The following is an 11,524-nucleotide window of genomic DNA, read 5'->3' as shown; positions in this document are numbered from 1 at the left end:
TTTTTCATAAATGGTGAAGCAAAAACTAACGGCACCTGAAGGTGCGCCAAGCGATGTCGAGCGTATAAAAAGAGAAAGTGATTTTTTACGCGGAACACTTAAAGAAGTCATGCTCGATCCAATCAGTGCAGGAATTCCAGACGATGATAACCGTCTAATGAAACACCATGGCAGCTATTTGCAGGACGATCGTGATCTTCGCAATGAACGTCAAAAGCAAAAACTAGAGCCAGCCTATCAGTTTATGCTTCGTATTCGTTTGCCTGGGGGGGTTGCAACACCGTCCCAATGGCTTGTGATGGATGAGCTTGCTGATAAAAACGGTAACGGCACACTAAAACTGACTACACGTCAAACTTTTCAAATGCATGGAATCTTAAAATGGAATATGAAAAATACCATTCAGGAAATCCATGCAACACTTTTAGATACGATTGCAGCATGTGGTGATGTGAATCGGAACGTCTTGTGTACTTCTAATCCTTATCAGTCAGAGGTTCATTTAGAAGTATACGAATGGGCAAAACAGTTGAGTAATTATTTATTGCCGCGCTCAAGAGCCTATCATGAAATTTGGCTTGATGAAGAAAAAGTGGCTGGCTCTCCAGAAGTGGAAGAAGTTGAACCAATGTATGGTCCGCTTTATTTGCCACGGAAATTTAAAATTGGAATAGCTGTTCCACCATCGAATGATATCGACGTCTTTTCACAGGATCTCGGGTTAATAGCTATAATAGAAGAAGGAAAGCTTATCGGTTTTAACGTAGCAATTGGCGGCGGTATGGGTAGTTCACATGGTGATAAGGAAACATACCCGCAGCTCGCTAAGGTAATTGGGTTCTGTACACCAGATCAAGTTCAAGATGTAGCAGAAAAAGTTATTACCATTCAGCGGGACTATGGTAACCGTTCTGAACGAAAAAATGCTCGCTTCAAGTACACAGTTGACCGCTTAGGATTGGAAACAGTGAAGGCCGAATTGGAAGAACGTCTTGGCTTTTGCCTTGGAGAAGCAAAGCCTTATTGTTTTGATGATAACGGCGACCGATATGGATGGGTGAAGGGTGTACAAGGCAAATGGCATTATACATTGTTTATCCAAAACGGCCGTGTTGCAGATACAGATGATTATAAATTGAAAACAGCTTTAAGGGAAATTGCAAAAATCCATAATGGTGATTTCCGTATAACGGCAAATCAAAATCTAATCATTGCCAGTGTAACAAGTCAAAAAAAGAAAAAAATAAGTGAACTAATTGAACAATTTGGGCTGACTGATGGCAGTCATTATTCTGCACTCCGACGCAGTTCAATGGCATGTGTGGCACTGCCAACGTGTGGCTTGGCGATGGCAGAGGCAGAGCGTTATTTGCCGAAGTTAATTGATAAAATTGATGATATTTTAGATGAGAACGGTCTACGAGACAAAGAAATTACCATTCGTATGACAGGCTGTCCTAACGGATGTGCACGCCCTGGGCTAGGTGAATTAGCTTTTATGGGTAAAGGAGTCGGAAAATATAATATGTATCTTGGTGCGGCTTTTGACGGCAGCCGGCTAAACAAAATGTACCGTGAAAATATCGGCGAAGAAGAAATTTTACGTGAACTAAAGGATATTTTCTCCCGTTATGCAAAAGAACGAGACGAAGACGAGCACTTTGGTGATTTCGTTATCCGTGCAGGAATTATCCAAGCTACGACAGATGGCACAAATTTTCATGCTTAAATTAAAAAGCGTAAGTGCCCTGGTCAGCGGCGTATGGCCTGGAGCGCTCCAATCAAGATAAAGGAAACACGAAGAGCCGTAGGCGATTCGATGTTGACTTATCGAAGTGCGGAGAGCGAAGGACACTAGCCGTTAGGGCGCTGGAGCTAGACAGTAACCTAAGTTCTAAAAACTATACTATCTTATCGGTTAAAAAAGAGACAGAAATCCTGTCTCTTTTTTTACTATAAAAATATCTGAATTTTTAAAAATCGTCTAGTTTTGTCACATTTTAACTTGTTTTATCGAAACGATTTAATAGATTTAAATTAATGCTATAATTCATTTCATGAAACTACTAGATTAAAGCAGCAGGATAATTAATATTGGTAGAGGTGTTTTTCTGCGATGACGAAAGTAGATTTAGAAGAGGCAATCAATGAGAAAAGAGACGAGATGATAAAAATTGGGATGACAAAAGGGCTTTGTTGTGAAGAAACAGTACTATGCAGTCAAGAACTAGATAAACTGCTTAATGACTATAGAAGGTTAACTTCAAACAAGAGGATGTCAAATTCAACTTTTTTGCTAAATGATCTTGTGACATTGATTCAGAATTTACTAAGATTTTTTTCGAGACCGTACAAGTTTTTACCGTAAAAAAGTGATAGATTCAATTAAGTTTCTGTTCTTTAAAAGCTAGACCCACCCATTTGGACGATGGGTCTTTTTTTTGCTTAAAATCATGTACGTTGAATGGTAGAGGTAGAAAAGCTTTTAACCATCTTCTGTAAGTTTCTATGTGCTTCTCTTAATTTAATCGTTTCTTCGATGATTTTTTGGAATCCTTCTATGTCTCTATCAGATGCATATAATAGCGTCTTAGGTACACCTTCTGCAATTTGTTGTAGGGTAATATCCTGGCTCATGGCAATGACCACCTTTCAACTTATTCATTTAGACTACTATTTCGTCTACTCTAATAGTTTTAGAGAGGAGCTGGTTATTCCTGCTAGTACCTTAGAAAACTTATCTACATGAATCAGCAGATTCTTTAATAAATTGTAGCATTTTTGCAAATAACGACGGGAAACCATAGGTACTGGTTATCCTATGTAGAAAAATTTTTAAAGAAGAGTGAAATTTAAAATAAATAGAAAAAAGGGAATTTTATTTTTAGATTACTAGAAAAATTGTTGACTTACGGTTATATTGTAATATAATAAAACCAATAGATTTACTTGGAATTAAAAAAGAGGTGAGCTTTGATGTACTTAACAATAGATGGGATCGAGAAAAGTTTTATTAATGATAGAAAAGAAAACGTGAAAGTTCTCGACAACATCAATTTAAATGTTAAAAAAGGCAGCTTTGTTTCCATTGTTGGGCCATCTGGGTGTGGTAAATCAACATTACTTTACCTTGTTGCTGGCTTGGATAAAGCAGATAAAGGAGATATCCGAGTCGATGGGAATACAGTGACAAAACCTGGCCCTGAAAGGGTAGTTGTTTTTCAAGAAGCAGGATTGTTTCCATGGTTGACTGTCTTAGAAAATGTTACCTACGGACTGAATCTAAAAAAGATGCCTAAAGAAGAGGCAAGAGCTAAGGCGCTTGATGTATTAAAAATGGTCCACCTCAGCCGATACGTGAATTCCTATCCACACGAGCTATCAGGGGGAATGAAGCAGAGGGTTTCTATCGCAAGAGCGTTAGTAATGGAGCCAGACATACTGTTAATGGATGAGCCTTTTTCAGCGCTTGATGAACAAACGAGAATGGTGCTGCATAAAGAGCTGCTTGAAATTTGGCGGAAAACAAAAGTAACGATCTTCTTTATCACCCACAATATTAGGGAAGCGGTACTGCTCTCCGAAGAAGTAGTCGTTTTTGCAACCCGGCCTGGACGAATTAAAGAAATCATTCCAGTGCCAACCATGAAGGATGGGATTACACCGGATAGTGTTACCGTGAATACGGAACAAAGAATATTATCGATTTTACAGGAAGAGATTGAAAAAGTATTGAAGGAGGAAATGGGTGATGACTACAGCTTTAAGACGGATCATCTTCATCGCGGCGATAGCGGTGATATGGGAAGTCACATCTAGATTTTCCAGCCTTCCAGATTTTATGTTTCCCACCCTTTCGCAAGTATTAGAAACCCTGTTTAACGGTATCGTTAACGGTCAAATTACGCTTGCGATTGGAAAGAGTATGGGGCGTATCCTTCTTGGATTTACTATCGCCATTATTGTGGGATTGATATTAGGCTATTTCATCTGGCGGTATAAACTTGTCGAGGATACACTTGGTTTTGTCGTTACCGCCCTTCAATCGATACCAAGTATTGTCTGGTTCCCATTAGCCATTATCTGGTTTGGATTAAATGATTTTTCGATTCTTTTTATCGTGACAATTGGGGCAACATGGACCATGACTGTAAATTCCACGAGCGGCTTTAAAAATGTTCCACAGCTCTACCAACGTGTTGCCAAAGTATATGGTTCAAGCGGCTTACATTTTCTACGGACCGTTATCCTGCCTGCTTCGGTTCCACAAATCATTTCTGGTCTAAGGATTGCTTGGGCATTCTCATGGCGAGCTTTGATGGCAGGGGAATTACTTGGCGGCGGTGGCGGACTAGGTCAGTTGCTTGAAATGGGCCGTTCACTTGGTCAAATGGATTTAGTTATTTCTGTCATGATCATCATTGCGATTATCGGTACCATCGTCGATAATGTTGTCTTTTCAAGACTCGAACGCAGTGTGGAAGTTAAATGGGGTATTAGAGGACGTGCTTAGTAAAAATAATAATAATATAGCCGGGAGAGAAGAAAATGTTGAAAAAATCAATGCTTTATTTGTTGATCACACTATTGTTTGTTGGGTTGTTAAGCGGATGTGCCCAATCGTCAAAAGAAGCCGATAGCGGAGAAGCGAAAACCGTAAAAATTGGTTATTTTCCAAACTTAACTCATATTGCTACGATTGTGGCACTTGAACAAGGTTATTTTGAAGAAGCTTTCGGTAAAGATGTAAAGATTGAAACCAAAACCGTAGCAAATGGCGGACTGTTTATGGAAGCAATGGCTACAAAAGCAATTGATGTTGGTACGGTTGGTCCAGGTCCATTGCTTAACTTTTATGTGAAAAATAAGGAATATCACCTTATTTCTGGCGCTGTGAATGGTGGAGCTGTCTTAATTGCTGCTGAACAAAGCGGAGTGGAAAAGCTTGAAGATTTAGATGGCAAAAAAGTAGCAATACCGGTTATTGGCAGCACGCAAGATGTTATGCTGCGAAAAGCGCTAAAAGAGGCTAACTTAAAGGCAAAAACTAGTGGTGGTACAGTAGATTTATTTGCTGCAGCACCTGCTGATACAGCTTCATTATTTGTGCAAAAGCAAGTAGACGCAGCGGCAACACAAGAACCTTGGGGATATGTTCTTGAAAATCAAGCGAATGGTAAACTGCTTCTTGACTGGGATGAGTTTGCCTGGGGCAAAGAGTCTACGAATACTGTAGTTGCTGCAAGAGCTGACTTTTTAAAAAATAAAGATTTATCAAAGAAGTATTTAGATGCACACAAGAAATCAGTTAAATTTATCCAGGATAACCCTGAAGAGAGTAAAGAAATTGTGATTAAACATTTAAAAGATCTTACAGGTAAAGCATTAAATAAAGACGAAGTGGACGCAGCGTTCTCACGTCTTGCTGTAACAACGGATGTTAATGAAAAAGTGATTCAAGAAATGGCAGATATTAGTAAAGAAGCAGGATATATACCTACTAGTGATATTAAAGGGTTGATTGATTTGTCATTCCTTAAGTAAGATTAAAAAGGTTTTGGACTTGTTTATGAGTTCAAAACCTTTTTTTAAGGTAAAATAAGGGAGAAATACATAGAGGAAGGATTGGTACTTATGAAATCAACGATTAAATGGCAAGGGGACATGGCCTTTTCTGGAACTACACCGTCTGGACATGAATTAAGAATGGATGCTGCACCAGATATTGGTGGAAAAAATAGTGGACCAAGGCCAACAGAGCTGCTCCTGTATTCTTTAGCGGGCTGCACAGGTATCGATATTGTCATGATTTTGAAAAAAATGCGTTTAGAGTTAACTGGTTTTGAAATGGAAATTGAGGGAACTCGCGCCGACACAGAACCAAAGAAATTTACTGATTTTCATATTCACTATTCAGTAGAAGGGGACCTGCCGGAAGAAAAAGTGATCCGTGCCATCCAATTATCAAAAGACAAATACTGCTCCGTTTCTCACTCATTAAGTGCTAACATTGTAGCAAGTTATTCGATTAATGGGACAAAGGGAGATCAAACATTGTAAGAAAAAAGGATTCAGTTTTTTGCTGGATCCTTTAACTGTGTGTAATGGTCATAAAACACTTTAAAAAGTCTTTCGTCACCGCCTCGATCGGGATGAAGGGCTTTTAGTATTTTCTTGTATTCCTTCTTAATTGATTCCGTATCTTCCTTTGGATCTAAGCCTACTAGTGTGCCTAAAGTAAGCGATGATGAATCGGTTAGAGCATACTCTGCTTTTAGCATTCTTTTTAATGATCGGTTTTTGGCATGTTCAATACGAATTGAAGTTTTTAGTTGTTCAATTTCCTCTTTGAATTTTTGATTTTCATGAAATGTGTTTTCCCAATCATGAAAGTCCACTCCGAACTGCTTCGTTTTGTTTTCAATCTTTTTTTCTAAAATAAATGAAGCTAAATCGACAGGATTAATCGAGAATTCAAGGTTTAGATGCATGGTTCTTCTAGCCTTAATTTTCCCATCGAGAATCCAACGAATGACAACTTGTTCACTATCAGTTATTCCTTCAGCTCTTAGCTGCTCCGTCACTTCTTTTACATTTAACATAGGATCAACTCATTCTTAATTTCGTCTGGTAAACTCCTTTTTCAATGTATCATATGGTTAAATTAAAAGGTTTACAGGACTATGTAATTTTGATTAAAGAATCTTTTCAAAAAATATCCCCTTGGTGCACTGCATCCAAGGGGGGAATAATTAGCGATTATCTACTTTTTCAGGATAAAGGTCATGATTCATCAAACGGAAATGAGCCATTTCTTCATATTTAGTACCTGGCTTGCCATAGTTACACCATGGATCAATTGAAATCCCGCCGCGTGGAGTGAATTTTCCCCAAACCTCAATATAGCGAGGGTCAAGCAATTTAATTAAATCATTCATGATAATGTTGACACAATCCTCGTGGAAATCACCATGATTTCTGAAACTGAATAAATAAAGCTTGAGAGATTTACTTTCAACAATCTTTTTATTAGGGATGTACGAAATATACATCGTTGCAAAATCGGGCTGATGGGTAAGTGGACATAAACTAGTAAACTCCGGACAATTAAATTTTACAAAATAATCTCGGTCTGGGTGAAGATTATCGACTGCCTCCAAAACCTCCGGTGCATATTCAAATGAGTATTTTGTATTTTGATTTCCTAATAGTGTTAAATCTTTTAAGCCTTCTTCGTGGCTGCGTCCTGACATGTTATAAACCTCCAGTAAAATGGTTCCCAACTCTTTTTGGGGAGAGCATTGAACAGCCATGCTACGTTAAAAACTAGTAGTAGGATTCTCAAACAAAAAGCCATGTCCGATATGGACATGGCATAGTGTCATGAATCCATAGTTTTTTATAGAGGGTGTCAGCTATGAACCTCTCCCGATGAGTACGGGTGTAATATCTTCTCCATATATTATCGAATACTTTTTAAAACGTCAATGAAAAAACATTGTCAGTTTAGATACGATTGTTCATTATCTAAAATAAGCTTTTCTTTCATCATATCAAATATTAGATTTGTTCACATCTCTGTAGTGTCCATTAAAAGTAATACATTTATTTTTCTTTTATTAAGTATAGGTGAAATTTGGATTAAGAGTAGGTAATTTTGCTAACATTCGACAAACACAGAAGAAGAAGTGGTTTAAAATCAGATGTGGAGTTAGAAGCAAAATTAATTGGAGGTGCCCATGTATGGAAAATATTCTTCGTAATGCAGTCCAACAAAGAAGGCAAATTCTTATAGATAAACTTATTAAAATCGGTGTGTTTAAAAAAGATGATCGACATCTGTATGAATGGACGTTGAGTGATTTAGAGGAAGAGTACAATTTTATCGAGGCAAATCATTTAGCTTCAACAAAAGAGCAGGATCATAATAATCAACATATACCATAATGAATCTTTCATATCCAGGTACTTAATAGCAAATAGAAAAAAGCCGGTGTGTGACGCTGGCTTTTTGCGTTAATTGTTTTGCACTTCTTTACCTTCTAAAAGTAAGACTTATTTCTTATTGACTTAATTGATATTCGTTTTAAAATTAAGCAATATGTAAATGTATATTTTAGAAGGTAGGGTATAGACGTGGGACGAATAGAAAGACGACAGCAAAGAAAAGCGTCTAAATGGGATTGGACACAGTTTTTTTCTAAGGGTTTAGTGAAGAAATTGATAATGGCAGGAATCGTTGCTGCAATAGCTAGTTTCCTCATTGTAAATATCTTAATTTGGACAACCGATGTCAGTATATTGAAAAAGCCGGCACCACAGCCGACGATTATTTATGATCAAAATGGAGAGATTGCTAGTAAGATTTCCAATTCTAAGATTGAAGGAGTTGGGATAAAACAGATTCCTAAGGAAGTTATACATGCTGTAGTCGCAACGGAAGACCAACGTTTTTATAAACATAATGGCATCAATTATTTTGCGATTATGAAGGCCTTTTTCAAAAATATGATCTCGGGTGATATCGTAGCAGGTGGTAGTACGGTTACACAGCAGTTGGCAAAGAATGCCTTTTTGACACATGAACGGACGTATACACGTAAACTTAAAGAGCTAATTATTACAAAAAAAATTGAACGTACCTATTCTAAAGACGAGATAATGGAGAAGTATTTAAATCAGATTTATTTTGGTGAGGGAGCATGGGGGATTCAAACTGCAGCTAAAACTTACTTTGGTAAAGAAGCAAGCGAATTAACCTTAAGTGAGTCTGCTACACTTGCAGGGTTAATTAAAGCTCCTTCGAACCTCTCTCCATTTAAGAATATGGAAAAGGCAGTCAAACGGCGAAATCTTGTTCTATTCTTGATGGAACAGGAAGGATATATTAGTCAAAATGATGTGGAAAAAGCGAAACAACAGCAAATTGTATTGCAAGAAGAAAAGATGGATAAAGATTATAATGGTAAATATCCATATTATGTAGATCACATTATTGAAGAAGCGATGAAGGAATATAACCTTACAAAGAATGAAATTCTATCTGGTGGACTTCATATTTTTACGGAACTAAATCCTGCAATCCAAAATGCGACCGAAGAAGTATATCAAAATGATAATCTTTTCCCAGCGAGTCAACCAGACCAGCTGCTACAAAGTGGAGCTATTTTTATTAATCCTGAAAATGGCGGGATTCAAGCACTTGTTGGCGGTAGAGGGGAACATACTTTTTTAGGCTTTAACCGCGCAACCCAATTAATCAGACAGCCAGGTTCAACGATGAAGCCTTTGGCCGTTTATACGCCTGCATTGGAACAAGGCTATGAAGTATTTGATATGTTAGAGGATAAACCTCTTGATATAGGAGGCTATCAGCCAAAGAACTATGATAAGCAATACCGAGGACAAGTGACGATGTATTCTGCTGTAATTAATTCGTATAATGTTCCGCCGGTTTGGTTATTGAATCAAATGGGTTTGGAAAAAGGAACGAAATCAGTAGAACGTTTTGGGATCCCAATACAGGAAGAAGACCATTCACTTGGAATTGCTCTTGGCGGCATGTATGAGGGAACATCCCCATTATTAATGGCACAAGCCTACACAACATTCGCGAATAATGGAGAAATGGCAGATGCACACGCAATCCAGAAAATAGAAGATGTAGAGGGTAAGGCTTTAGCTGGATGGCAGGGTAAAGCGACTAAAGTGACAGATCCAGAAGTTGCACAGAAAATTACCTTCATGCTAAAAGGTGTAATTGATGAAGGAACGGGAAAGAAAGCATACTTAGATGGCTTTGATGTCGCTGGTAAAACTGGATCCACCCAGCTGCCATTTGCGAATGAAGCCGGAACAAAGGATCATTGGTTTGTCGGCTATACCCCGAACATTGTCGGTGCTGTTTGGCTAGGCTATGATCAAACAGATGAAAACCATTATTTATCAACATCAAGCGGTGGAACCGCTCCAGTCATTTTTAAAGAAATATTAACTAAGTCGAAATCCGAGCTAACCGATGAAAAATTTGCTTTGTCGAGCGTTGAGAAAAAATATAACAGCGAACTTAAGAAAATCAAAGAAAAAGAGGAAAAAGCAAGGCAGGAAATAGAAAAGGAGAACAAAAATAAAGGAAAGGAGAAAAAAGAAAAAAATAAAGGAAAGGAGAAAAAAGAAAAAAATAAAGGAAAGGAGAAAAAAGAAAAAAATAAAGGCGAGGGGAAAAAAGAAAAAAATAAAGGCAAAAAGGACAAAGACAAAGACAAAGATGATAATGATGATGATTAACAAAGCGCTAGTATCTGCCAATAGATACTAGCGCTTTTTAACTAATAAAATGAAAACCAACCTTATTTTTAGGAGTACACAGGGTTCAAAGTAATGAGGGGAAGATTTGGCAAAAGGTAAATCTTAGGAATGATTTTTCATACTTACAAATAGTTTATCAAGAGGACCTTCAAAAATGGAGGGGATAGTTTGAAAATTGAATATCAACACGTAATTGGTTTACCAAGGAAAATTGTCTGGAAATACATTAAGGATGAAAAGGTTCTTGGGAACGCCATCCCAAACTGCAAGACCCTTATCCAAAGCTCAAAGGGTTTATTTGAAGCACAGATTAATGTACAATTGGGCCCAATTAAAGATGTTTTTGCCCTTGAGGTAACAGTTGAAAAAGAAAAGGTGCCTTCCTTTTATCAGCTGCTCTTGAAAGGAAAAGGAAATCTAGGTGAGTTCACTGGAAGAGCGGATATTTTATTGAATGATCATCAAGGGGGTACTAAGCTCCAAATAATTGCTGATGCAGAGGTGACTGGTGCACTGACGGGGGCTGCAAAGCGACTCGTAAACGGAGGAGCAAACAAGGGAATCGAAAAATTTTTTCTAAATTTAGAGCTAGAAATTAAACGGACTCTTTATCTTATTCGAAAAGGGAGAAAAGTTTAAAATGAATGAGTAAAAGCAGCGTTTTTGAACGCTGCTTTTACTCATTCTGCTCGGGATAATTGGCTAATTCCTTTATTCCTAAAATCCAATCCTTAAAAGTATCGTACTTATTGGAGTCGAAACCAAATTGGTCCTTTATGAAGCGAATAGACTCTTTTTCTTTATCATGAACAATTCCGTCAGAGTATACTAGACGAAGAATTTCTATTAAGACAATATTTTTTGAGGAATCATTTTTGAATACCTTCAGAATTTCGTCAATTCCTATACCCTTAATTGAATAATCCTCAAGATCCATTTCCTTTTGATATTTCGCAATCACTGGATTTTCATATACTGAAATATTACCATCAACTTTTGCAATCAAAAATGCTAACTCTAGAAATGCCCGTTTCTCTTCTTTTTGAAGCTTTGCTAAGAACATCTGTCATAGCTCCTTTACGTCTATATATTCCTTGTTTATTAGTCATAGTATCAATAATGAATATCATTTGTCTATTCTTAATAAAACAAAAAGGAAAAGTCTGTTTATAAAGCGAATAACATAGGAAATTGATGAAAAAAGGTGGTAAGATTT

The 11,524-nt window shown here is 37.4% G+C and carries 13 protein-coding genes; 9 read left to right on the top strand and 4 right to left on the bottom strand.

Going from position 1 to position 11,524, the window contains the following annotated elements; all coding sequences use genetic code 11:
* Positions 1 to 10 precede the first annotated feature (10 nt).
* Both cysI and BLR86_RS06665 read left to right on the top strand, forming a co-directional pair.
* Positions 11 to 1,729 carry an assimilatory sulfite reductase (NADPH) hemoprotein subunit gene (gene cysI, locus BLR86_RS06670; RefSeq protein ID WP_090759597.1) on the top strand — a complete coding sequence of 573 codons (1,719 nt, stop codon included), beginning with the start codon at positions 11 to 13 and terminating at the stop codon, positions 1,727 to 1,729.
* 387 nt (positions 1,730 to 2,116) lie between these two features.
* Complete coding sequence (locus BLR86_RS06665) at positions 2,117 to 2,368, top strand: aspartyl-phosphate phosphatase Spo0E family protein (protein WP_090759595.1); 252 nt, start codon at positions 2,117 to 2,119, stop codon at positions 2,366 to 2,368.
* 83 nt (positions 2,369 to 2,451) lie between these two features.
* On the opposite strand, the gene BLR86_RS06660 is transcribed toward BLR86_RS06665, so the two are convergent.
* Entirely contained in the window at positions 2,452 to 2,637 is a 186-nt protein-coding gene (locus tag BLR86_RS06660; RefSeq protein WP_090759593.1) for a hypothetical protein, read from the bottom strand.
* Between the two features lie 339 nt (positions 2,638 to 2,976).
* Between BLR86_RS06660 and BLR86_RS06655 the strand changes: the two genes are divergently transcribed.
* From BLR86_RS06655 to BLR86_RS06640, 4 genes are all read left to right on the top strand, one after another.
* A complete protein-coding gene (locus tag BLR86_RS06655; protein ID WP_090759591.1) occupies positions 2,977 to 3,819 on the top strand; it encodes an ABC transporter ATP-binding protein in 843 nt (280 codons plus the stop codon).
* Positions 3,752 to 4,513 (top strand): ABC transporter permease, encoded by a 762-nt coding sequence (locus BLR86_RS06650; protein ID WP_090759589.1) that lies wholly within the window; start codon positions 3,752 to 3,754, stop codon positions 4,511 to 4,513. The genes BLR86_RS06655 and BLR86_RS06650 overlap by 68 nt, the downstream gene beginning before the upstream one ends.
* 35 nt (positions 4,514 to 4,548) lie before the next feature.
* Complete coding sequence (locus BLR86_RS06645; protein ID WP_090759587.1) at positions 4,549 to 5,544, top strand: aliphatic sulfonate ABC transporter substrate-binding protein; 996 nt, start codon at positions 4,549 to 4,551, stop codon at positions 5,542 to 5,544.
* Positions 5,545 to 5,634: 90 nt separating this feature from the next.
* Positions 5,635 to 6,060: an OsmC family protein gene (locus BLR86_RS06640; protein WP_090759585.1), complete on the top strand. Its 426-nt coding sequence runs from the start codon at positions 5,635 to 5,637 to the stop codon at positions 6,058 to 6,060.
* A gap of 11 nt (positions 6,061 to 6,071) precedes the next feature.
* On the opposite strand, the gene BLR86_RS06635 is transcribed toward BLR86_RS06640, so the two are convergent.
* On the bottom strand, positions 6,072 to 6,602 hold the full coding sequence (locus BLR86_RS06635) for a J domain-containing protein (RefSeq protein WP_090759584.1): 531 nt from the start codon (positions 6,600 to 6,602) through the stop codon (positions 6,072 to 6,074).
* A 150-nt stretch (positions 6,603 to 6,752) separates the two neighbouring features.
* On the bottom strand, positions 6,753 to 7,253 hold the full coding sequence (gene queF / locus BLR86_RS06630) for a preQ(1) synthase (protein WP_090759583.1): 501 nt from the start codon (positions 7,251 to 7,253) through the stop codon (positions 6,753 to 6,755).
* A 490-nt stretch (positions 7,254 to 7,743) separates the two neighbouring features.
* On the opposite strand from queF, the gene BLR86_RS06625 reads away from it, so the two are divergent.
* The 3 genes from BLR86_RS06625 (at position 7,744) to BLR86_RS06615 (ending at position 10,947) form a co-directional block, all read left to right on the top strand.
* Positions 7,744 to 7,947: a Fur-regulated basic protein FbpA gene (locus tag BLR86_RS06625; RefSeq protein ID WP_090759582.1), complete on the top strand. Its 204-nt coding sequence runs from the start codon at positions 7,744 to 7,746 to the stop codon at positions 7,945 to 7,947.
* A gap of 264 nt (positions 7,948 to 8,211) precedes the next feature.
* The gene (locus tag BLR86_RS06620; protein ID WP_254782251.1) at positions 8,212 to 10,287 is read left to right on the top strand and encodes a transglycosylase domain-containing protein; all 2,076 of its coding nucleotides are present in this window, start codon (positions 8,212 to 8,214) and stop codon (positions 10,285 to 10,287) included.
* 189 nt (positions 10,288 to 10,476) lie between these two features.
* Complete coding sequence (locus BLR86_RS06615) at positions 10,477 to 10,947, top strand: SRPBCC family protein (RefSeq protein ID WP_175492810.1); 471 nt, start codon at positions 10,477 to 10,479, stop codon at positions 10,945 to 10,947.
* A gap of 37 nt (positions 10,948 to 10,984) precedes the next feature.
* On the opposite strand, the gene BLR86_RS06610 is transcribed toward BLR86_RS06615, so the two are convergent.
* Positions 10,985 to 11,371: a hypothetical protein gene (locus BLR86_RS06610; protein ID WP_090759576.1), complete on the bottom strand. Its 387-nt coding sequence runs from the start codon at positions 11,369 to 11,371 to the stop codon at positions 10,985 to 10,987.
* Positions 11,372 to 11,524: the final 153 nt, after the last annotated feature.

Source organism: Bacillus sp. OK048 (genome assembly GCF_900103525.1).
Classification (GTDB): Bacteria; Bacillota; Bacilli; order Bacillales; family Cytobacillaceae; genus Neobacillus.
The sequence above is the reverse complement of the archived record's forward strand: the minus strand, read 5'-3'. Positions and strand labels throughout refer to the sequence as shown.

Excerpts from the sequence above, each read along its gene's own strand:
- cysI (WP_090759597.1), top strand. The coding sequence starts at position 11 with ATGGTGAAGCAAAAACTAACGGCACCTGAAGGTGCGCCAAGCGATGTC.
- BLR86_RS06665 (WP_090759595.1), top strand. The coding sequence starts at position 2,117 with ATGACGAAAGTAGATTTAGAAGAGGCAATCAATGAGAAAAGAGACGAG.
- BLR86_RS06660 (WP_090759593.1), bottom strand. The coding sequence starts at position 2,637 with ATGAGCCAGGATATTACCCTACAACAAATTGCAGAAGGTGTACCTAAG.
- BLR86_RS06655 (WP_090759591.1), top strand. The coding sequence starts at position 2,977 with ATGTACTTAACAATAGATGGGATCGAGAAAAGTTTTATTAATGATAGA.
- BLR86_RS06650 (WP_090759589.1), top strand. The coding sequence starts at position 3,752 with ATGACTACAGCTTTAAGACGGATCATCTTCATCGCGGCGATAGCGGTG.
- BLR86_RS06645 (WP_090759587.1), top strand. The coding sequence starts at position 4,549 with ATGTTGAAAAAATCAATGCTTTATTTGTTGATCACACTATTGTTTGTT.
- BLR86_RS06640 (WP_090759585.1), top strand. The coding sequence starts at position 5,635 with ATGAAATCAACGATTAAATGGCAAGGGGACATGGCCTTTTCTGGAACT.
- BLR86_RS06635 (WP_090759584.1), bottom strand. The coding sequence starts at position 6,602 with ATGTTAAATGTAAAAGAAGTGACGGAGCAGCTAAGAGCTGAAGGAATA.
- queF (WP_090759583.1), bottom strand. The coding sequence starts at position 7,253 with ATGTCAGGACGCAGCCACGAAGAAGGCTTAAAAGATTTAACACTATTA.
- BLR86_RS06625 (WP_090759582.1), top strand. The coding sequence starts at position 7,744 with ATGGAAAATATTCTTCGTAATGCAGTCCAACAAAGAAGGCAAATTCTT.
- BLR86_RS06610 (WP_090759576.1), bottom strand. The coding sequence starts at position 11,371 with ATGTTCTTAGCAAAGCTTCAAAAAGAAGAGAAACGGGCATTTCTAGAG.